This window comes from Bacillus sp. NPDC094064 (assembly GCF_050279585.1).
In the GTDB taxonomy this organism is placed as follows: domain Bacteria; phylum Bacillota; class Bacilli; order Bacillales; family Bacillaceae_G; genus Bacillus_A.
Genome location: NZ_JBNNUI010000003.1, coordinates 327,012 through 347,681 on the forward strand (window position 1 = coordinate 327,012; position 20,670 = coordinate 347,681).

Genomic DNA, 20,670 nt, shown 5'->3' on the forward strand with positions numbered 1-20,670 from the left:
TCGTGTTACGCCGTGATCCAAGCTTCGTTAGCTGGATTTTTGCGCCACTCTTGTAATTTTTTCGTTTCAGCTTGTCCAATCATACCTTTTTCTGCTGCAACTTCAGTTAATGCACTGTAATCACTTAAAGAATATGATGCTACGTTAGCTGCTTCTAGCTTTTCTTTTCCTGCTTCTAGCTCATATGTGAAGATTGATACGATTCCTAATACTTCACAGCCAGCTTCGCGAAGTGCTTCTACACATGTAATTGCACTACCGCCAGTTGAAATTAAGTCTTCTACTACTACTACTTTTTGACCTTTTTCAGCTTTTCCTTCGATTTGGTTCCCTTTACCGTGACCCTTTGCTTTACTACGTACGTAGCACATTGGTAAATCCATACGATCGCTTACCCATGCAGCGTGCGCAATACCAGCAGTTGCTGTTCCTGCAATAACTTCTACAGTTGGGAAGTGCTCTTTAATTAACTCTTCTAATCCAGCTGCAATCGCTTGACGTACTTTTGGATAAGATAAAGTTAAACGGTTATCACAATAAATTGGTGATTTCATACCTGAAGACCAAGTAAATGGATCATTCGGTTGTAAAAATACTGCTCCAATTTCTAATAAATGCGATGCGATTTCTTTTTTCATACTGTTACACCTTCCCACTGTTGTTTTACTGTTTTATACGCTTCAAACGGATTTTCTGCTTTTGTAATACTACGTCCAACTACGATATAGCTTGAACCAAGTTCCCTCGCACGTTTCGGTGTTGCTACGCGCACCTGGTCATTTACATCATCACTTGCAAGACGAATCCCCGGTGTTACTGTTACAAATTCATTTCCGCATACTTCACGTAATTTTGGAACTTCAAGCGTTGAACAAACAACGCCATCAAGTCCGCTTTCTTTCGTTAGTTTTGCATAATGAGCAACCGCTTCTTCTAACGTTTTCTCAATGCCGATCTCTTTTTTCATCATAGCTTCCGAAGTGCTTGTTAGTTGTGTAACTGCAATACAAATCGGTCTCTCTTTTCCTTCTTGCTTACCTTCCTCTAATCCCTCAATCGCAGCTTTCATCATGCTGCTTCCCCCAGCAGCATGAACATTTACCATATCAACATCTAGACTAGCTAAGCTACGCATAGCGCTTTTTACTGTATTCGGAATATCATGAAGTTTTAAATCTAGAAAGATTTTATGTCCTTTTTCTTTTAAGTACGTAATAATTGCAGGGCCTTCTTTGTAAAATAACTCCATACCTACTTTGACAAATAACTCTTCCCCTTCAAAGTGGCGCAAGAATTGTTCTACATCTTGTTTCCCTGGAAAATCTAGTGCAACGATTAACGACTGTGACATGTTTGCTTCCAGCTCCTTCCTTGACATTCCGAAATGTGATCAAATCCTAATTCATCTAGTAATGCTGGTAACTCTTCAATAATTGTCGGACATACGAACGGATCGATAAAGTTCGCTGTACCTACTGCAACTGCGCTTGCGCCAGCGTAGAAGAATTCAATTACATCTTCCGCTGTTTCAATACCACCCATTCCGATAATTGGAATGTTAACCGCTTGGCTTACTTCATGTACCATACGAATTGCTACCGGCTTAATCGCAGGACCTGATAATCCGCCTGTACGGTTTGCTAAAATTGGTTTAGCTGTTTTTAAATCTAGACGCATACCAAGCAATGTATTAATCATCGTTAATCCGTCTGCACCTGCATTTTCAATCGCTTTTGCAATTTCCACAATGTTTGCCACGTTCGGTGACAACTTCACGTATACAGGTACTTCAGAAACCTCTTTTACTCGCTTCGTTAAATCAGCAGCAATTTCAGGATTTGTACCAAAGGCGATACCACCTGTTTTTACGTTCGGACAAGAAATATTTAATTCTAGTGCATGGACATTAGGTGCTTTAGAAATTTCCTTTGCAACCGCTACGTAATCCTCAGCTTGTGAGCCTGCAACGTTCGCAATGATTGGAAGGTCAAATTGTTCTAACCATGGTAATTCAGAATTCATTACTTTTTCTAAACCTGGGTTTTGAAGTCCGATTGCATTTAACATGCCGCCCGGTGTTTCAGCAACACGCGGCGTTGGATTTCCATAGCGTGGTTGTTCTGTCGTCGCTTTAATCATGATTGATCCTAGTACACTTAAATCGTAAAACTGTGCATATTCACGACCAAATCCAAAGCATCCAGATGCCGGTATAATTGGATTTTTTAATGATAATCCTGGTAATTCAACTTGCAATCTGTTCATAGTACAACCTCCCCGATTGGAAATACTGGTCCGTCGCTACACACCTTCTTGTAAGAATGTCCACTTGGATCTTCTTGTAAGTGGCATACACATGCGAAACAAGCTCCAATACCACAGCCCATACGTTCTTCTAATGAAATATAGGCTTTTTTCTCTTTGTAACGTCCTTCTAATGCACGAAGCATCGCTAACGGACCACATGAATAAAGAATATCAAAATCAATTCCGTAATTATCAATTACATCTGTGACAAATCCTTTTGTACCATGTGTACCGTCTACTGTCGCAACGTACGTATCACCAAGTTCTGCAAATTTTTCTTCGTAGAAAACTACATCTTTCGTTTGAAAACCTAAGATGTGAATCACACGTACACCTTTTGCAACGAGGCGCTGTGATAGTTCATAAAGTGGTGGTACACCAATTCCCCCGCCTACTAGTAAAGCTGTTTGACCAGCTTCCGCTTCTTCTACAGGAAAACCGTGTCCTAGTGGTCCTAGTACATCTACCATTTCACCTTGTTTTCTAGTTGCTAATGTTTTTGTCCCTTGTCCTTCCGCACGATATAGCATTGTAAATTCGTTCTTCTCTTGATCTACATTACAAATACTAATTGGGCGGCGCAGAAGGGGCGCAATGCCCTCTGCTACCTTAATGTGTACAAACTGCCCTGGTTCGTTCATTTGCTGTACTAAAGTTCCTTGAAGCACTAATTCGTAAATGTTTTTTGCGATTTCTTTTTGATTAACGACGATCATATTTTGCTTTTGCATCATGCATGTACCACCTCGTGACGCTTTGTTTGCGTAATTTCTTTCATTGAATGAGCTGAGAATGTCATAGATTCTAATACTCGTAAAATTGCTCTCGTTGTATCAAGTGATGTTAAGCAAGCCACACCATTTTCTACTGATTCACGGCGAATGCGGAAACCATCACGCGCTGGTTGTTTACCTTTTGTTAACGTATTGATTACAAACTGCGCTTTTCCTTGACGGATAATATCAAGTAAGTTGTAGTCTTCAGAATCAATTTTGTTTACAACTTGCACTGGAATATTTTGCTCTGCTAACGATTGTGCTGTTCCAGCTGTTGCTAATAAGTTATAACCGATTTCATGGAAACGTTTTGCAATTTCCATTGCCTCTTCTTTATCTTTATCCGCTACTGTGATGATTACTGATCCGTGCGTTGGAATGTTAATTCCAGAAGCCACTAGACCTTTGTATAATGCTTTTTCAAGCGTTAAGTCTTTACCCATTACTTCCCCTGTTGATTTCATTTCAGGTCCTAATGTTGTATCAACTGAACGTAGTTTCGCAAATGAGAATACCGGAGCTTTTACATATACTTCTTTCTCTTCTGGGTGATAGCCCGTTCCGTATCCTTGTTCTACTAGGTTTTGACCTAAAATAACTTTCGTTGCAACGTTCGCCATCGGTACGCCTGTAATTTTACTTAAGAACGGTACTGTACGGCTCGCACGTGGGTTTACTTCAATTACATACACTTGATCTTTGAACACTACAAACTGGATATTTAGTAATCCAATAATGTTTAATCCTTTTCCAAGTGCAATTGTATGTTCAATGATTTGTTCTTTCAGGTTTTCAGATAAGCTTTGTGGTGGATATACTCCGATTGAATCACCAGAGTGAACTCCAGCGCGTTCAATATGTTCCATAATACCTGGAATGAATACATTCTCACCGTCTGAAATTGCATCTACTTCAATTTCTTTACCAACCATGTAACGGTCGATTAATACTGGATGATCTGCATGAACTTTAACTGCATTCTTCATGTAGTGCAGCAGTTCTTCTTGACGATATACGATTTCCATCGCACGTCCACCTAGTACGTAAGACGGTCTTACTAGTACTGGGTAACCAATTTCTTCAGCGATTGCTACCGCTTGTTCTACAGTCGTTGCAGTTTTACCAACTGGTTGCGGGATACCAAGCTTTGTTAAAGCGGCTTCGAATTTATCACGATCTTCTGCACGGTCTAAGTCTTCAAGTGATGTTCCTAAGATTTTCACACCGTGTGCTTCTAATTTCGCCGCTAAGTTAATTGCCGTTTGTCCACCGAACTGAACGATAACACCTTCTGGCTTTTCTAAATCGATAATGTGCATTACATCTTCAATCGTTAATGGTTCAAAGTATAATTTGTCAGAAATACTGAAGTCTGTTGAAACTGTTTCTGGGTTGTTATTAACAATGATTGCCTCATATCCAGCTTCTTTTATTGCCCATACAGAGTGAACTGTTGCATAGTCAAACTCAACACCTTGACCGATACGGATTGGACCAGACCCTAGTACAACCACACTCTTACGATCTGTTATAACCGATTCATTCTCGTCACCGTATGTGCTGTAGTAATATGGTGTTGCAGATTCGAACTCTGCCGCACAAGTGTCTACCATTTTATAGACAGGAGTTATATTGTTTTCTTTACGCATATCGTAGATTTCGCGCTCCGTTTTGTTCCAAGCAGCTGCAATGTAGTGATCGCTGAAGCCCATTTCTTTCGCAGTTTGTAGTACTTCCATATTTCCTACATTCGCTTTTACTTCGCGTTCCATGTTTACGATGTTTTCAATTTTTTGTAAGAAGAAGAAGTCCATTTCACACCATTCGTTGATTTCTTCTTTCGTTACACCTTGACGAATCGCTTCTGCTACGATAAACAGTCGCTCATCATCTGCTTTAATAATGCGTTTTTTCATTGTTTCTTTATCAAGCTCTTTTAAGTGGTCTAATTCTAAGTGATAAATACCAAGCTCTAAAGAACGAACCGCTTTTAATAATGATTGCTCTAAGTTACGTCCGATTGACATAACTTCACCAGTTGCCTTCATTTGTGTACCAAGTGTTCTGTTTGCTGATTCAAACTTATCAAATGGCCAGCGTGGAATTTTTGAAACAACATAGTCTAATGCTGGCTCAAAGCACGCGTAAGTTTTTTGTGTTACTGGGTTTATAATTTCATCTAATGTTAAACCGACTGCAATTTTTGCGGCTAGCTTCGCAATTGGATATCCAGTTGCTTTAGATGCTAGTGCAGATGAACGACTTACACGTGGGTTTACTTCAATTACATAGTATTGGAAGCTATGTGGATCAAGTGCAAGCTGAACGTTACATCCACCTTCAATTCCTAATGCACGAATAATTCGTAATGAAGTGTTTCGTAACATTTGATATTCACGGTCGCTTAATGTTTGGCTCGGTGCTACTACGATAGAATCACCTGTGTGAACCCCAACTGGATCGATGTTTTCCATGTTACATACTACAATCGCGTTATCATTCGAATCACGCATTACTTCATATTCAATTTCCTTACAACCCGCAATGCTCTTTTCTAATAAACATTGTGTTACTGGACTATGTTTTAATCCACCTGATACGATTTCAATTAGTTCTTCTTCATTACTACAGATTCCGCCACCTGTTCCTCCCATTGTAAATGCTGGGCGAACAATAACTGGATAACCAATTTCTTTTACAAATTCATGTGCTTCTTCCAACGTATGAATGATCGTGCTAGATGGAATTGGTTCATTTAAATCCTGCATTAATGTACGGAATAAATCGCGATCCTCCGCTTGTTCGATTGCTGATAGCTTTGTTCCTAAAATTTCAACTCCGCACTCTTCAAGGATGCCTGATTTCGCAAGTTCAACAGCCATATTTAAGCCTGTTTGACCACCCAATGTTGGTAAGATTGCATCTGGACGTTCTTTACGAATAATACGGCTTACGAATTCTAATGTTAATGGCTCGATATATACTTTATCTGCTGTCGCAGTATCTGTCATAATTGTTGCTGGGTTAGAGTTAACAAGGATTACTTTGTAACCTTCTTCTCTAAGAGATTGACAAGCTTGTGTACCAGAGTAGTCAAACTCCGCTGCTTGCCCAATTACAATTGGTCCTGATCCGATTACTAAAATTGTGTTAATGTCTAGGCGTTTTGGCATAACTCTTCCCCTTCTTTCTTGAAGTTTTCAATCATTGCTAAGAAATCTTCGAATAAATCATTTGCATCTTCTGGTCCTGCTGAAGCTTCTGGGTGGTATTGTACTGTAAATGCTGGGAACTTCGTATGACGAAGACCTTCTACTGTTCCATCATTTAAAGCTACGTGCGTAATTTCAAGATCTGTATTTTTAACTGATTCTTCTTCTACTGCGTAACCATGATTTTGAGATGTAATTGCTACTTTTCCAGTTGCAAGATGTTTTACTGGATGGTTTAAACCACGGTGACCGAATTTTAATTTACTTGTATTCGCACCAGATGCTAGAGCGAACAATTGATGTCCTAGGCAAATTCCGAATAAAGGAACTTTACCGATAATGTCTTTTAACATTTCAATTGCTTCTGGTACATCTTTTGGATCTCCAGGTCCGTTACTTAACATAATTCCATCTGGGCTAAGGCGTAAAATTTCTTCTGCTGTTGTATTGTAAGGTACTACAATTACATCACAGTCACGTTTATTTAATTCTCGTAAGATACCATGTTTCATTCCGAAGTCTACTAGTACAACGCGATGTCCGCGGCCTGGGCTTGGGTATGGATCTTTCGTTGATACGCGTTTTACGTGATCTGTAAATACTGTCGCTTTTAATTGGCTCACGATGTACTCTACATCTGCATCCATGTTACATAGACGTCCGCGTAATGTACCGTATTGACGAATTTTTCTCGTTAATTTTCTCGTATCAATTCCTGCTAATCCTGGGATATTTCTTTCTTTTAAGTAATCATTTAACGAAATTTCATTACGGAAGTTTGATGGATGATCACAAATTTCGTTTACGATTAAACCATTTACAGATGGATGAATCGATTCAAAATCGTCACGGTTAATGCCGTAGTTTCCGATTAATGGGTACGTGAATGTTACAATTTGACCGCAATATGATGGATCAGATAATGTTTCTTGATATCCAGTCATTCCTGTTGTAAATACAACCTCACCTGACTTTTCGATTTCTCCTCCGAAACCTTTTCCAATTAATACTGTTCCATCTTCTAAGATAAGTTGTCTTTTCATACTAATGCACTCTCCTTTTGCCATGCGATCTTACCACCAACGATTGTCATTACCGGCCATCCTTGGCATTTCCAACCTGCAAATGGTGTATTTTTTCCTTTTGATAAGAATGTTGTTGGATCAATCTCTTCTTCTTGTTCTAAATCAATGATTGTAATATCAGCTGTTCTACCTTCTTTCAGGCGACCTGCTTCTAAGCCGAATGTATCAGCTGGCTTTTCTGTTAAGAATTGAATTAACTGCTCTAATGTAATAATTCCTTTTTTCACAAGGTTTGTGTATAGAAGTGGGAATGCTGTTTCAAAACCAGTAATTCCGAATGGTGCTCTTTCAATTCCTTGTGCTTTCTCTTCCGCTGTATGCGGTGCATGATCTGTTGCGATCATATCAATTGTTCCATCTAATAACCCTTCAATTAACGCTGCATGATCTTCTTTTCCACGAAGCGGTGGGTTCATTTTAAAGTTAGGATCAGCTGATGGGATATCATCTTCACATAACACTAAGTGATGCGGTGTTACTTCTGCTGTTACTTTAATTCCAGCGCGTTTCGCATCACGAATTACGCGTACAGAGCCTTTCGTACTTACGTGACATACGTGATAGTGACAATCTGCCGCTTCAGCAAGCAGTATATCCCTTGCAATATGTACAGATTCACATACTGATGGGATACCGTTTAATCCGTGTTTCTCAGAAAACTTCCCTTCATGTACACACCCTTTATTAATAAGAGTGTTCTCTTCACAGTGCGCAACTACTGCCATATTTAATTTCGCTGCACGCTTCATAGCAGCTAACATCATGCTAGCATCTTGTACGCCTACACCGTCATCAGTGAAAGCAAATGCTCCCAGCTCTTTTAATGTTTCAAAATCTGTCATTTCAGAACCCGCTTGGCGTACTGTAATTGCTCCATATGGTAGTACATTGACATGCGCTTTTTCTTGAATACGTTTTTGCAAGTCTTCCATATGTTCTCTGCAATCTGGTACTGGGCGTGTATTTGGCATTGCGCAAATTGTAGTGAATCCACCTTTTGCCGCTGCTAGTGTACCTGTTTCAATTGTTTCTTTATGTTCACCACCTGGTTCACGAAGATGTACGTGTACATCTACTAATCCAGGTGCGATTAACTTTCCGTTCACATCGATTACTTCAGCATTATCTGCCGTAATATTTTCTGCTACCTTAGCGATTTTACCGTCTTGTACAAGAAGATCTGTTGCTACGATTTTTCCTTCTTCATTCATATAACGACCATTTTTAAACAAGTAATTCATGTTTCATTCCTCCTAATACATTTGGTAAGGCGCGTTTTAGTACAGCCATTCTTACGTAAACTCCATTTTCCATTTGTTTAAATATGCGTGAACGCTCACACTCAACGAGTTCACTTGCAATTTCAACATCTCGGTTTACAGGAGCTGGATGCATAATAATGCTTCCTTCTTTCATACGCTTTTCTCTTTCTACTGTTAATCCATGTTTCTCATGATACTCTTTCATAATGTCTGTTTCATAATGATCATGACGCTCATGTTGCACACGAAGTAACATCATTACATCCACTTCTGGAACAAGCTCATCTAATGGTTTGTATGTTCCAAATGTGTTGTCTTCATCTTTCCACTCTTCTGGACTTGCAAAGTAAATCGTTGCACCGAGCTTCGTTAATGCTTCTGCATTAGAACGTGCTACTCGGCTATGTCGAACATCTCCTACTATTGCAATCTTCAAACCTTCAAATCTTCCAAACTCTTGTTTAATTGTAAGAAGGTCGAGTAGGCACTGCGTTGGATGGTTTCCACATCCATCTCCAGCGTTTAAAATCGGGATATTCACCTGATCTTTTAGTTCATCGAAGTAGCGATCTTGCTCATGGCGGATGACCACTGCTTTTGTTCCGATTGATTCTAGTGTTCTTATCGTATCGTATAACGTTTCTCCTTTTTGTACGCTAGATGCATCAGCTGAAAAGTTTAAAACATCCAGTCCTAATCTCTTCTCAGCAACTTCAAAGCTAAATCTCGTTCTCGTACTATTCTCAAAGAACAAGTTTGCAACAAAAGTTTGCTCTGTCGTTTTGCTCTCTTTTCCATTCGCAAAATCTTCTGCGTCTTTTAGGATTTCTGAAATTTCTACTTCCGATAGTTCACTCATCGTTAACAAATGGCTCATCGTCATCCCTCATCTTTCTGATTTTTATGTTATCACTTTTGTATATTTATAACAACCTTCGCATAAAAATACCCTAATCGTGTAAGACTAGGGTGCAAGGAAGAAGCCACCCTTTTCTGTCTCACAGGACTGAATTAAAAGGTTATTTTTATGAAGCAATCTGCTTAGATTGTTTTGTATGTTTTTCTTGTTTTGTTTCTGGTAGTAGTAGATTTAACAGTACACCTACAATCGCTGCAAGCGCCATTCCTTCTACTTGGAATGAATCTCCTACGTGAAGTACCGCTCCACCAATGCCGATTACTAGTATTACTGATGCAATCATTAAGTTTCGTTTGTCACTTAAATCTGTTTTATCATCTACCATCATGCGTAATCCGCTTGATGCGATTACACCGAATAGTAAGATTGATACCCCGCCCATAACTGGTGTTGGGATCGAATGAATCAGTGCAGAAATTTTACCGATAAATCCGAACATGATTGCGAACACTGCTGAACCGATGAATAAGTATACACTGTACGCTCTCGTAATTGCTAGCACTCCGATGTTTTCACCGTATGTTGTATTCGGTGGTCCACCGATTAGTGATGCGATCAATGTTGCTACTCCATCACCGAAGATTGAACGATGTAAACCTGGTTTTTCAATTAAATCTCTTTTAATTACATTTCCAAGTACAATTTGATGTCCGATATGCTCTGATATTGTTACGAGTGCAACTGGTACCATTAAGAGCACAATCTTCCATGAGAACTCTGGTGTGTATGTTACAAATGGTACTGTGAAATCTGGTATGACAAACCATTTTGCCTCAGCTACCGGCTTTAAATCGACTAGCCCTTGGAAGTAAGCAAAGATGTAACCTCCGATGATTCCAAGTAAAACTGGTATGATACTGAAGAATCCTCTCCCGAATATGGAGCAAATGATTGTAATTGCTAATGTTACTAACGCTACTGAAAAGTGTGTAAAGCTGTACTTACCATCCGCACCGTTCATTGCCATATTCACTGCTGTATGTGCTAAAGCTAAACCGATTACCATTACGACTGGACCAACTACGATTGGTGGAAGTAATTTCATAATCCACGCTGATCCTGATTTCTTAATTCCGAGTGAGATTAAGATGTACACAAGTCCTGCTAGCAAACCGCCAAGCATCGCTGCTCCCGGTCCACCTGCCGTTTTCGCTGTTATAATCGGTGCGATAAAGGCGAATGATGATCCTAGATAGGCAGGTACTTGACCTTTCGTTATAAGAAGAAACGCTAACGTTCCTAATCCACTTGATATTAATGCTACTGACGGATTCAATCCTGTTAAAAACGGAACAAGCACTGTTGATCCAAACATCGCGAACAAATGTTGTATACTTAAAAATAACCATTTTCCCGGTTTCGGTATTTCATTAACGTCTAACACTGGCTTTTGTTCCATTGTTACATCCTCCTTCAGTTTAAATCTTTGCAATAAAAAAACTCTTTGTGCCTGTGCACAAAGAGTCCTACACTTTCGTATGCCAAATTTGACATATGAAAGCCAAGACCCTTTGTCAGCCTCACAGGACTACATTTAAAAGGGCTTTACTTATCGTATATGCTTACTCGATCTTGTTGATCTGTCTCTTGCAAATCAACTTCGATACGCTCTTCACTTGATGTTGGAATGTTCTTTCCTACATAATCAGCGCGAATTGGTAGTTCACGATGACCTCTATCAACAAGAACAGCCAATTGAATTTGTGACGGTCTACCTAAATCCATTAGGGCATCCATCGCTGCTCGAACTGTTCTTCCTGTATATAATACATCATCCACAAGGATAACTTTTTTCTTCGTAATATCTACAGGAATATCAGAACCTTTTACAAGTGGTTCTTTGTTTTTGGATTGTAGTGTTAAATCATCACGATATAACGTAATATCTAACTCGCCTACTTCCATTTCTTTCCCTTCAATTTGACCAATTCGTTCTGCCAAACGTTGTGCAATAAAAATTCCACGTGTTTTAATTCCGACAAGAACACAATTATCGACACCTTTATTTCGTTCCACGATTTCATGACTAATTCGTGTTAAAGCGCGGCGAATCATTTGGTCATCTAAAACGACAGCTTTTTCCTGCATGTTCTACACCTCCAAGCTTTTTTCTTGCATGAGAGGAATGGTATAAAAAAAGTCCTCTCAGCGTGTGCGAGAGGACTTTTGAAAAAAGGGTACAGCATACCCTAAGTATTTCAAACCGTTACCTTCTCAACCTCACGGGGCTGTGTTAAAGGATCATTATTTAACTGTTGTCAGTATCTCAGTTTTCTTATGATTTGTCAATACTATTTTCGCAAAATATTTAATGCGTCTTCAAACACTTCTGGAATTGGTGCTTCAAACTGAATATATTCACCAGTACGAGGATGGTCAAATCCTAAAATACCTGCATGAAGTGCTTGTCCATTCATATCTAATGTTTTCTTTGGGCCATACTTTGGATCTCCTGCAAGTGGATAGCCAATATATTTCATATGAACACGAATTTGGTGCGTACGTCCCGTTTCTAAGCGACATTCCACAAGTGTAAAGTCTTTAAAGCGTTCTAACACTTGGAAGTGCGTCACAGCATGCTTACCATTTTCATCAACTGTCATACTTTGACGCTCTTTCTTATCACGGCCAATTGGTGCATCGATAGTTCCCTTATCATGTGGAATCACACCGTGCACAATCGCTTTGTAACGTCTTGTAACTGTTTTTGCTACAAGTTGATTTACAAGTGATTCGTGCGCCATATCATTTTTAGCAACCATTAATAGGCCAGATGTATCTTTATCAATACGATGCACGATACCTGGACGCATTACACCGTTAATGCCTGATAAATCTGTACAGTGGTGCATAAGGCCGTTTACAAGCGTACCACTTGTATGACCTGGTGCTGGATGTACAACCATGCCACGTGGCTTATTAACAACAAGTACATCTGCATCTTCATAATAAATTTCTAAGTTCATATCTTCTGGTTGAATATCTAATGCTTCTGGTTCAGGAATCGTTACTGTAATTTCATCATTTTCTCGAACCTTATAATTCCCTTTTACTGCTTTTCCGTTTACTGTCACAACATCATCTTTAATCCATTGCTGTACTTGTGAACGTGACCACTCATTATTTATCCCTGCAACGAATTTATCAATTCGCTCACTTTTTTGCTCTTCTGCAACTGTTACTTGTACTACTTCACTCATTCAATTACTCCTTCGCTTTCTTGCCTTCTAATAATGTTTGAATAATAATTAATACAACACCAATACATAATGCTGAATCAGCTATATTGAATACTGGATAGTTGTACGAGAAAATATACACGTGAATGAAATCCACTACTTCTTGTCTAAATACACGATCAATAAAATTACCAATTGCTCCGCCTAAAATGAGACCTAATGAAATACCTAGAAGCTTGTCTGTCTTCGCGTACTTTTTCATATAAAATACGATAAACACTACGAAAACGACTGTAATAATGTAGAAAAACCACATTTTATTTTCTAAAATACCCCAGGCAGCTCCTCTATTTCGATGTGATGTTATGTATAATACATTATCGATAATCGGAATGCTCGTACCCAATTCCATGTTCTTTACAATTAGCCACTTCGATATTTGATCGATGGCAATGACAAATAACGCTATTACATAATATATCATTTTCATTTCCCCCATAAAGACAGTGTACCTCAAAATTTTAGCATAGCTGCTATCTTTTCACAATGAACCTTTATAGAAGAATAAAATAAATTAAAAAAAGGTAATATAATATCGTTGTGCGTATTCATACATTTACCTTTTCATAGAAAAATTCATGAATCGTACGAGCAGTCGGCATTGTTTTCATTTGTTTTGTAGGAATCGCTCTTCCCGTTTCTTCACAAATACCATACATATCTATTTCCATTTTAAACAATGCACGTTCTACATCTTTTAAATCCTCTTTTATATCATGTAATAGCATTTTTTTCTTTATCTCTTCCTGAATTTCATATCCGAGCTCCCCGCTAAACTCCATATCGTATTTGTGCATTACTTCTTTAGCTAGTCTCTCTTGCAACTCTTTTCTCATCAATTGCAATTCTTCTTTTATTTCCATGTAAATTTCATTCACGTGTACATTCCTCCTAGCTGTAATGTACAGTTAGTGTGTCCGAAATCTATTTGCTTACCTCACACACATTTTTCCTTCATAGGAAAGAGAGTGAAAGTTATTTCAATATACTGTAAACAAAAAAATGACTGCACTTTACGTGCAGTCATTCCTTATCATTTTACATAGTTTTCTTTAACAACTGTTGCACAACGCTCACATAATGTTTCATGTTCAGCATCTTTACCAATTGTTTCTGAAACTACCCAACAACGTTCACATGTTTCACCAGTTGCTTGAGCAACAACAACCGCTGTATGTTCATACTTCGGTGCATCTACTGGCGCTTCTTCCATCATACCACCAAGTTTATACTCAGAAACGATGAATAATTGCTTTAAGTCTTCACTAATAGACTCTAGCATAGCTTTCATTTCTGCAGTTGGATATAGTGTAATGCTTGCATTTAATGACTTACCGATTACTTTTTCATTACGCGCTACTTCTAACGCTTTTAATACGTCATCACGCAGCGTCATAAATGCATCCCATTTTGTTTTTAATGCTTCCGCACCATCTATTTCTGCAGTTTCTGGCATATCAGTTAATTGTACACTTTCTTCTGTTACACCTGGAATGTATGGCCATACTTCATCAGCTGTATGCGGTAAGATTGGTGTTACAAGTTTTGTCAATGCAACAAGAACATCATATAATACAGTTTGAATTGCACGACGATCTTCATGATTTGCACCTTCAATGTATAGAATGTCTTTTGCAAAGTCTAAGTAGAATGAACTTAAATCAATTGTACAGAAGTTATGAATTGCATGATATACAGCAGCGAAGTCGTATGTTTCATATGCTTCTTTTACTTTTGTAATTAAGTCATTTAATTTCACTAACATGTAACGATCTACTTCACGAAGTTCAGCTACCGCTACTGTATTTTCACTTGGCTTAAAGTCATCTAAGTTTCCTAATAAGAAACGGAATGTATTACGGATTTTACGATACACTTCTGCTACTTGTTTTAAAATATCATCTGAAATACGTACGTCAGATTGATAGTCAACAGAAGATACCCATAAGCGTAAAATGTCTCCACCTAATTGATCCATAATTTTCTTCGGTACGACGATGTTTCCAATCGACTTACTCATTTTACGTCCTTCACCATCTAATACGAATCCATGGCTTAGTACGCCTTTATATGGAGCTTTACCTGTTACAGCAACTGCTGTTGATAATGAAGAGTTGAACCAACCACGATATTGGTCAGATCCTTCTAAATATAAATCAGCTGGACGTTGTAAGTCTTCGCGCTCTTCTAATACCGCTTGGTGAGAAGAACCTGAATCGAACCATACATCCATGATGTCTGTTTCTTTACGGAATTCACCATTTGGGCTACCTGGATGTGTAAATCCTTCTGGTAATAGATCTTTCGCTTCACGCTCGAACCATACGTTAGAACCGTGTTCACGGAATAAATCTGCTACATGATTAATTGTTTCATCCGTAATAATTGGATCACCATTCTCAGCATAGAATACAGGAATTGGCACACCCCATGCACGCTGACGAGAAATACACCAGTCACCACGGTCACGAACCATGTTATGAAGACGAGTTTCTCCCCATGCTGGTACCCATTTTGTTTCCGCAACAGCTTCTAATAACTCTTTACGGAATGCTTCAATAGATGCAAACCATTGTGCTGTCGCACGGAAAATAATTGGTTTTTTCGTTCTCCAATCATGTGGGTATGAATGCGTAATGAATGTTAGTTTCAATAACGCGCCTACTTCTTCTAATTTTTCTGTAATTGGCTTGTTAGCTTTATCATAGAATAAGCCTTCAAATCCAGGTGCTTCATTCGTTAATACACCTTTATCATCAACTGGGCAAAGTACTTCTAAGCCATACTTTTTACCAACAATAAAGTCATCTTCCCCGTGTCCAGGTGCTGTATGAACACAACCAGTACCTGCATCTGTTGTTACGTGTTCCCCTAGCATAACTAATGAATCACGATCGTAGAATGGATGTTTTGCAACTGTATACTCAAGCTCGCTACCTTTTACCGTTTTCACAACTTCAGCATTTTCCCACTCTAACGTTTTTGCAACTGTCTCAAACAGCTCAGAAGCGATGATATATTTCTCATCATTTACTTTTACAATGCTATATTCAAGTTCTGGGTGAACAGAAATACCTAAGTTTGCAGGTAACGTCCAAGGTGTTGTTGTCCAGATAATGAATTTCTCATCACCTTCTAATACGTTCTTTCCGTCTTTAACAGGGAATGCTACGTAAATAGATGCTGACTTTTTATCTTGATATTCAATTTCAGCTTCCGCTAAAGCTGATTCACTCGTTGGAGACCAGTAAACAGGCTTTTGTCCTTTATAGATATAACCTTTTTTCGCCATGTCACCAAACACTTTAATTTGTTGTGCTTCATAAGCTGGCTCTAAAGTAATGTATGGGTTATCCCAATCAGCACGTACACCTAGACGCTTAAATTGTTCACGTTGACGCTCCACTTGCTCATATGCATACTCTGCACATAACTTACGGAACTCAGCAACTGACATTTCTTTACGCTTTACACCTTTATTTGTTAAAGCTTGTTCAATTGGTAAACCGTGCGTATCCCAACCTGGTACATATGGTGCACTGAAACCAGTCATTGATTTATAACGAACAATAAAGTCTTTCAATACTTTATTTAATGCATGTCCCATATGAATGTCACCATTCGCATATGGAGGTCCATCATGCAATACGAATAAAGGACGACCTTTTGTATGTTCTTGTACTTTTTCATAAATGTTCATTTCAGCCCATTTTTCTTGCATTGCAGGCTCACGTTTTGGTAAATTCCCACGCATTGGGAACTCTGTTTTTGGCATCAGTAATGTATTTTTGTACTCCATGCTCAATTCCTCCTTACATGTATAAAAGAAATACTTAAAAAACGGAATAAAAAAGAGACCTTCTCATCCCCAAAAGGGACGAGAAAGTCTCCCGCGGTACCACCCTAGTAGACCATATACGTATGTATAAGATCCTCTTTATATTCTTAACGCGAATATACGCCTACGCTTACTCTATTTGTTCAGCGCGGAACTCCAGGGTGATATTCCCATTATCTCCTTATCCTGAGCTTACACCATCCTCAGTTCGCTATATAAGGTGTGAAAAGGTACTTATCCCTATCTTCGTTTTTCTTAATAAATATGTTGTTTAAAATTATATGTAATAATGAGAAAAACGTCAAGCTTACACTGTTTCTTCTTTTTTCAACAGCTCGTCCACTTCGTCTTCTAACTCAATTAACTTATCCCAATCATCGTTGTTTAACATTTCAAGCTGTGTTTCTAAAAGCATACGGAAACGAGTTCGGAATACTTTTGCTTGTTTCTTCAGCTCTTCAATATCAAAGGCAACTTTTCTTGATTTTACTAAAGCTTCGTTAATGATACGATCTGCATTCTTTTCAGCTTCACGTACAATTAATTTCGCTTCTTTTTGCGCATTACGTTTTACTTCTTCCGCTGCTTCTTGTGCTACAACGATAGATTTGTTTAACGTATCTTCAATATTAGAGAAATGATCTAACTTTCCTTCTAATTGCGCAACCTTTTCTTCTAAAGCTTTTTTCTCACGAATGACTAATTCATAATCTTTGATAATTTGATCAAGAAACTCATTTACTTGATCTTCATCATAGCCACGGAATCCGCGACCAAATTCTTTGTTATGAATGTCTAATGGTGTTAACGGCACAACGCCACCTCCAAGTAGTTATCTAAATTTCCTCTTTCAATTATATCTTTTCTTCGACAAAATAGGAGGATTTCCTTCTAAAAAACCAATCATTTTAGTATACCATACAAAATTCTCCATTTGTCGCGTTTTGTTTTACCTTCTACAGAAAATAATTTACTTCGTCCGTATCCTCTTACAGAAAAAACATCTCCTGGATAACATTCATAAGAAGTTTGCTCCACTGTTTTCCAATTGACTTTCACTAAACCATTTTTTATTAACGGTTGTACTTTCTGTCTGGATACATGTAACATTTCAGCTAGTATAACATCTAAACGAAGTGAAGAAACCGTTCCAGATTTCTCTCCCCACATTTCATGCATCTGCAGAATTTGTTCTCCTTGCACTGATGATAAGGAGACTTTTACTTTCCCTATTGATTGTAAGTTCATCTCAATGTACGATACGATTTCTTTCGCAACTACAATTTGGGCACGATTTTCTTGAAGCAAAATATCGCCACATTTTTCCCTCGTTAAACCAAGAGACATAAATGTACCTAATATTTGCCGATGCTCTAGCGTATAAAACTTGGAAGGATAGTCAATTTCTAATACTTCTACTTGAAATTCTTCTTCATTTAATTCTAGATAGTCTGGATAAATAAGTGCTCTTTTGCGCTCCGCGTGAGGCGTTGCACCATCGAATTGCACAGCAACATCTCCTTGTCCAATTACCATAGAAACAATTTGCTGCTGTCTTGGATCAAGGAAATCTGTTAATTTCACTTGATGGTACTCCGCCGTTCGCTTCCACTCTAATACTTTATCCACAAAGACCTCTTCATCAGGTCTAAAATGCTCGTAGATGCTCATGTATGTAACCTCTTACTATAAGAAATAGTTCAATAAACTCGCTAAACCAATTTTAGCAAGTTTTAACGCAAAAATCGCAACGAGTGGAGAGATATCAATCATACCAAGCGGCGGAATAAATCTGCGAAACGGTTCTAAATACGGTTCACAAATACGCGCAAGAAAATCTCCAAAAGTTGATTCCTTTGCACCAGGAAACCATGATAGGAGAATGTAAATAATAAGTGCCCACGAGTAAATCTCGATAGCAGAACTTAACACCATATATACTGTTGTCATGGCGTATTACCACCTCTTTATATTTGTTTCTTCTTCTTCACCGAATAACTCTGAAATTGCACCAACAATATCTACATTTTCAGGTGTACACATAAATGTTTTCGGTCCTATTTTTTGAATATCCCCGCCTATAGCGTATACAGTACCACTTAAAAAGTCAACGATACGTACCGCTTGATCAGTAGACATTCTTTGCAAATTAATTACAACAGCTCGTCTACCTTTTAAATGGTCCGCAATCCCTTGCGCTTCCGAATATGTGCGTGGTTCTAATAAAACAACTTTTGAAGATTGCTTTGCCGTTTCAATGCTCACAACATTTTGTTTCGGTTGCGCTTTTGGAAACGTAACATCTTGTTGTTCTGGCGGATCTTGCTGCTTCTTCATGTCTGTTTGCTCCTTTTCATAGCTATATTGAGCTGCTTCTTTTTCTTCTGGTGTATCAAAAAAGAAGTATTTTACTTTTGACCAACTCATAATAAGATTCTCCTTCCTTTTACGCTTTTCCTACTAAAATCGTTCCCAAACGAATATATGTAGCACCTTCTTCAATTGCAATCGTGTAGTCATTGGACATTCCCATAGATAATTCTTCGCATGGTGCATATGACAATTCTAGCCCCTGCACCTCTGCTTGTAGCATGCGTAATTCTTTAAAACAGCGCCTGATTTCTTCCTCTTCTTCTGTAAATGGAGCCATTGTCATTAATCCAACCACTTCAATCTTATCCAATTTTTGCAAACTTTGAATAAAAGGAACAATTTCTTCTATTGCCAATCCTTGCTTGGACTCTTCAGAGGATGTTTTCACTTGGATAAAACATTTCACTTTCTTATCAGCACGTTTTTGAATTTCTTTCGCAAGCGAAAGACGATCTAATGAATGTAAATAATCAATTTCATTAATGATTTCTTTTACTTTTCTCGTTTGTAATGAGCCAATAAAATGCCAATTTACTTTTGAACCGAAATGTTCGTATTTCTGTAAGAAACCTTCATTTCTATTTTCACCTAAATCAATAATTCCGGCTTCAATTACTTCGTTTGTTTTTTCAATTCCTACAGTTTTTGTAACTGCAACGAGTTTAATATCTTGCAACGAACGTCCAGCTCGTGCGCAAGCTTCTTTAATAGCTTCATTTACAGTTACTAAATTTTCTTGCACTGTCATTTGTTTCCTTCCTCCTTAAAACCTATGAAACTCAACATTCTTCCTGTCTTTCCTTGATCACGACGATGAGAGAAAAATAGTTGTTCTTCACAGCTTGTACAAAGAGATGACATTACAATATGCTCTTCTTTTATGCCTGCTTGTACACACAATATACGATTAATTTCTTTTAAATTAATTGCGTACTGCCCATCAGAAATTTTTTCATACGGGACAGACCCGTTTACTACTTGCTGTGCTGCAGTTAATACTCTATCATCAACAACATAACAACAAGACCCTATTGCCGGTCCGATCGCAACATGAATTTCATCAATTGAAATCCCTTCTGCATTCCACTTTTGAATCATTTCATTTGCAATCTCTTTTACGGTCCCTTTCCACCCAGCATGCGCCAGTCCTATCATACCATGTGATGGTGCATAAAAATAGAGTGGAACACAATCCGCGTAACAAGACGTTAAAAGAACATCTTTACTAGTCGTATAAATGCCATCTGTTTTTGAAATGCCATCCTCATATGAATAGACGCCACTTCCTTTTTCTTGTTGTCCTACTTTTTCAACATGGTGATCATGGACTTGTTCAGAGCAAATCCAGTTTTCCAATGGTTTTTGTAACTTATTTGCTAAAATGCGTCTGTTTTCATGAACGTTCTCCGCAATATCATTCACATGTAATCCTAAATTCATCGCATGAAAGGAGCCCGTACTTATCCCACCATCTTTTGTCGTAAATCCAGCAGTAATGTTTCCAAGTTCTTTCCACGCTTGTAAATACAGTATACCGTCCACATATTTAAATGGTTCTCTCATAACAAAGCGGCTGCTACTAAAAATATAGACAAATGTTTATTCTTAGAGTATTCCTGCTTCTCCGTGTCCTGTCTCGCCACTCACTCGCTACTGCAG

20 protein-coding genes and 1 other annotated feature are annotated in these 20,670 nt (G+C 38.3%); all 20 genes read right to left on the bottom strand.

Going from position 1 to position 20,670, the window contains the following annotated elements:
- Positions 1-5 precede the first annotated feature (5 nt).
- Positions 6-638, bottom strand: coding sequence for an orotate phosphoribosyltransferase (gene pyrE, locus ACQKNI_RS09435; RefSeq protein WP_000711449.1), 633 nt, complete (start codon positions 636-638; stop codon positions 6-8).
- The gene (gene pyrF / locus ACQKNI_RS09440; RefSeq protein ID WP_088230156.1) at positions 635-1,351 is read right to left on the bottom strand and encodes an orotidine-5'-phosphate decarboxylase; all 717 of its coding nucleotides are present in this window, start codon (positions 1,349-1,351) and stop codon (positions 635-637) included. The genes pyrE and pyrF overlap by 4 nt, the downstream gene beginning before the upstream one ends.
- Positions 1,336-2,265 (bottom strand): dihydroorotate oxidase B catalytic subunit, encoded by a 930-nt coding sequence (gene pyrD, locus ACQKNI_RS09445; RefSeq protein WP_001081057.1) that lies wholly within the window; start codon positions 2,263-2,265, stop codon positions 1,336-1,338. Before pyrD ends, pyrF begins: the two co-directional genes overlap by 16 nt.
- Entirely contained in the window at positions 2,262-3,041 is a 780-nt protein-coding gene (gene pyrK, locus ACQKNI_RS09450; RefSeq protein ID WP_000983359.1) for a dihydroorotate oxidase B electron transfer subunit, read from the bottom strand. Before pyrK ends, pyrD begins: the two co-directional genes overlap by 4 nt.
- On the bottom strand, positions 3,038-6,256 hold the full coding sequence (carB, locus tag ACQKNI_RS09455; protein ID WP_088230157.1) for a carbamoyl-phosphate synthase large subunit: 3,219 nt from the start codon (positions 6,254-6,256) through the stop codon (positions 3,038-3,040). The genes pyrK and carB overlap by 4 nt, the downstream gene beginning before the upstream one ends.
- Positions 6,241-7,338 carry a carbamoyl phosphate synthase small subunit gene (locus tag ACQKNI_RS09460; RefSeq protein ID WP_088230158.1) on the bottom strand — a complete coding sequence of 366 codons (1,098 nt, stop codon included), beginning with the start codon at positions 7,336-7,338 and terminating at the stop codon, positions 6,241-6,243. Before ACQKNI_RS09460 ends, carB begins: the two co-directional genes overlap by 16 nt.
- The gene (pyrC, locus tag ACQKNI_RS09465) at positions 7,335-8,621 is read right to left on the bottom strand and encodes a dihydroorotase (RefSeq protein ID WP_088230159.1); all 1,287 of its coding nucleotides are present in this window, start codon (positions 8,619-8,621) and stop codon (positions 7,335-7,337) included. Before pyrC ends, ACQKNI_RS09460 begins: the two co-directional genes overlap by 4 nt.
- The gene (gene pyrB / locus ACQKNI_RS09470) at positions 8,605-9,519 is read right to left on the bottom strand and encodes an aspartate carbamoyltransferase (protein WP_000018850.1); all 915 of its coding nucleotides are present in this window, start codon (positions 9,517-9,519) and stop codon (positions 8,605-8,607) included. The genes pyrC and pyrB overlap by 17 nt, the downstream gene beginning before the upstream one ends.
- 148 nt (positions 9,520-9,667) lie before the next feature.
- Positions 9,668-10,960, bottom strand: coding sequence for a uracil permease (gene uraA / locus ACQKNI_RS09475; RefSeq protein ID WP_140417317.1), 1,293 nt, complete (start codon positions 10,958-10,960; stop codon positions 9,668-9,670).
- A gap of 146 nt (positions 10,961-11,106) precedes the next feature.
- The gene (pyrR, locus tag ACQKNI_RS09480) at positions 11,107-11,649 is read right to left on the bottom strand and encodes a bifunctional pyrimidine operon transcriptional regulator/uracil phosphoribosyltransferase (protein WP_001156491.1); all 543 of its coding nucleotides are present in this window, start codon (positions 11,647-11,649) and stop codon (positions 11,107-11,109) included.
- A 203-nt stretch (positions 11,650-11,852) separates the two neighbouring features.
- Positions 11,853-12,761 carry an RluA family pseudouridine synthase gene (locus ACQKNI_RS09485; RefSeq protein ID WP_088230161.1) on the bottom strand — a complete coding sequence of 303 codons (909 nt, stop codon included), beginning with the start codon at positions 12,759-12,761 and terminating at the stop codon, positions 11,853-11,855.
- Positions 12,762-12,765: 4 nt separating this feature from the next.
- Positions 12,766-13,224: a lipoprotein signal peptidase LspA gene (gene lspA / locus ACQKNI_RS09490; RefSeq protein ID WP_000642180.1), complete on the bottom strand. Its 459-nt coding sequence runs from the start codon at positions 13,222-13,224 to the stop codon at positions 12,766-12,768.
- Between the two features lie 124 nt (positions 13,225-13,348).
- The gene (locus ACQKNI_RS09495) at positions 13,349-13,678 is read right to left on the bottom strand and encodes a molecular chaperone DnaK (RefSeq protein ID WP_088230163.1); all 330 of its coding nucleotides are present in this window, start codon (positions 13,676-13,678) and stop codon (positions 13,349-13,351) included.
- Between the two features lie 155 nt (positions 13,679-13,833).
- A complete protein-coding gene (gene ileS2 / locus ACQKNI_RS09500; protein ID WP_088230164.1) occupies positions 13,834-16,599 on the bottom strand; it encodes an isoleucine--tRNA ligase in 2,766 nt (921 codons plus the stop codon).
- 71 nt (positions 16,600-16,670) lie between these two features.
- Positions 16,671-16,894, bottom strand: a binding site (T-box leader).
- A 51-nt stretch (positions 16,895-16,945) separates the two neighbouring features.
- Positions 16,946-17,452, bottom strand: coding sequence for a septum site-determining protein DivIVA (gene divIVA / locus ACQKNI_RS09505; RefSeq protein WP_001131611.1), 507 nt, complete (start codon positions 17,450-17,452; stop codon positions 16,946-16,948).
- Between the two features lie 89 nt (positions 17,453-17,541).
- On the bottom strand, positions 17,542-18,309 hold the full coding sequence (locus ACQKNI_RS09510; protein ID WP_088230165.1) for an RNA-binding protein: 768 nt from the start codon (positions 18,307-18,309) through the stop codon (positions 17,542-17,544).
- Between the two features lie 15 nt (positions 18,310-18,324).
- A complete protein-coding gene (locus ACQKNI_RS09515; RefSeq protein WP_088230166.1) occupies positions 18,325-18,588 on the bottom strand; it encodes a YggT family protein in 264 nt (87 codons plus the stop codon).
- A 6-nt stretch (positions 18,589-18,594) separates the two neighbouring features.
- Positions 18,595-19,065, bottom strand: a complete 471-nt coding sequence (locus ACQKNI_RS09520) for a cell division protein SepF (protein WP_000119137.1) — start codon at positions 19,063-19,065, stop codon at positions 18,595-18,597.
- A gap of 19 nt (positions 19,066-19,084) precedes the next feature.
- A complete protein-coding gene (locus ACQKNI_RS09525; protein WP_427282347.1) occupies positions 19,085-19,759 on the bottom strand; it encodes a YggS family pyridoxal phosphate-dependent enzyme in 675 nt (224 codons plus the stop codon).
- On the bottom strand, positions 19,756-20,574 hold the full coding sequence (gene pgeF / locus ACQKNI_RS09530; protein ID WP_088230168.1) for a peptidoglycan editing factor PgeF: 819 nt from the start codon (positions 20,572-20,574) through the stop codon (positions 19,756-19,758). The genes ACQKNI_RS09525 and pgeF overlap by 4 nt, the downstream gene beginning before the upstream one ends.
- Positions 20,575-20,670: the final 96 nt, after the last annotated feature.

Coding starts and splice junctions, on each gene's coding strand:
- lspA (WP_000642180.1), bottom strand. CDS start 13,224: ATGATATATTATGTAATAGCGTTATTTGTCATTGCCATCGATCAAATA.
- pyrE (WP_000711449.1), bottom strand. CDS start 638: ATGAAAAAAGAAATCGCATCGCATTTATTAGAAATTGGAGCAGTATTT.
- ileS2 (WP_088230164.1), bottom strand. CDS start 16,599: ATGGAGTACAAAAATACATTACTGATGCCAAAAACAGAGTTCCCAATG.
- ACQKNI_RS09525 (WP_427282347.1), bottom strand. CDS start 19,759: ATGACAGTGCAAGAAAATTTAGTAACTGTAAATGAAGCTATTAAAGAA.
- ACQKNI_RS09515 (WP_088230166.1), bottom strand. CDS start 18,588: ATGACAACAGTATATATGGTGTTAAGTTCTGCTATCGAGATTTACTCG.
- ACQKNI_RS09520 (WP_000119137.1), bottom strand. CDS start 19,065: ATGAGTTGGTCAAAAGTAAAATACTTCTTTTTTGATACACCAGAAGAA.
- pgeF (WP_088230168.1), bottom strand. CDS start 20,574: ATGAGAGAACCATTTAAATATGTGGACGGTATACTGTATTTACAAGCG.
- pyrC (WP_088230159.1), bottom strand. CDS start 8,621: ATGAATTACTTGTTTAAAAATGGTCGTTATATGAATGAAGAAGGAAAA.
- pyrF (WP_088230156.1), bottom strand. CDS start 1,351: ATGTCACAGTCGTTAATCGTTGCACTAGATTTTCCAGGGAAACAAGAT.
- ACQKNI_RS09485 (WP_088230161.1), bottom strand. CDS start 12,761: ATGAGTGAAGTAGTACAAGTAACAGTTGCAGAAGAGCAAAAAAGTGAG.
- pyrR (WP_001156491.1), bottom strand. CDS start 11,649: ATGCAGGAAAAAGCTGTCGTTTTAGATGACCAAATGATTCGCCGCGCT.
- ACQKNI_RS09460 (WP_088230158.1), bottom strand. CDS start 7,338: ATGAAAAGACAACTTATCTTAGAAGATGGAACAGTATTAATTGGAAAA.
- pyrK (WP_000983359.1), bottom strand. CDS start 3,041: ATGATGCAAAAGCAAAATATGATCGTCGTTAATCAAAAAGAAATCGCA.
- uraA (WP_140417317.1), bottom strand. CDS start 10,960: ATGGAACAAAAGCCAGTGTTAGACGTTAATGAAATACCGAAACCGGGA.
- ACQKNI_RS09510 (WP_088230165.1), bottom strand. CDS start 18,309: ATGAGCATCTACGAGCATTTTAGACCTGATGAAGAGGTCTTTGTGGAT.
- pyrB (WP_000018850.1), bottom strand. CDS start 9,519: ATGAGCCATTTGTTAACGATGAGTGAACTATCGGAAGTAGAAATTTCA.
- pyrD (WP_001081057.1), bottom strand. CDS start 2,265: ATGAACAGATTGCAAGTTGAATTACCAGGATTATCATTAAAAAATCCA.
- carB (WP_088230157.1), bottom strand. CDS start 6,256: ATGCCAAAACGCCTAGACATTAACACAATTTTAGTAATCGGATCAGGA.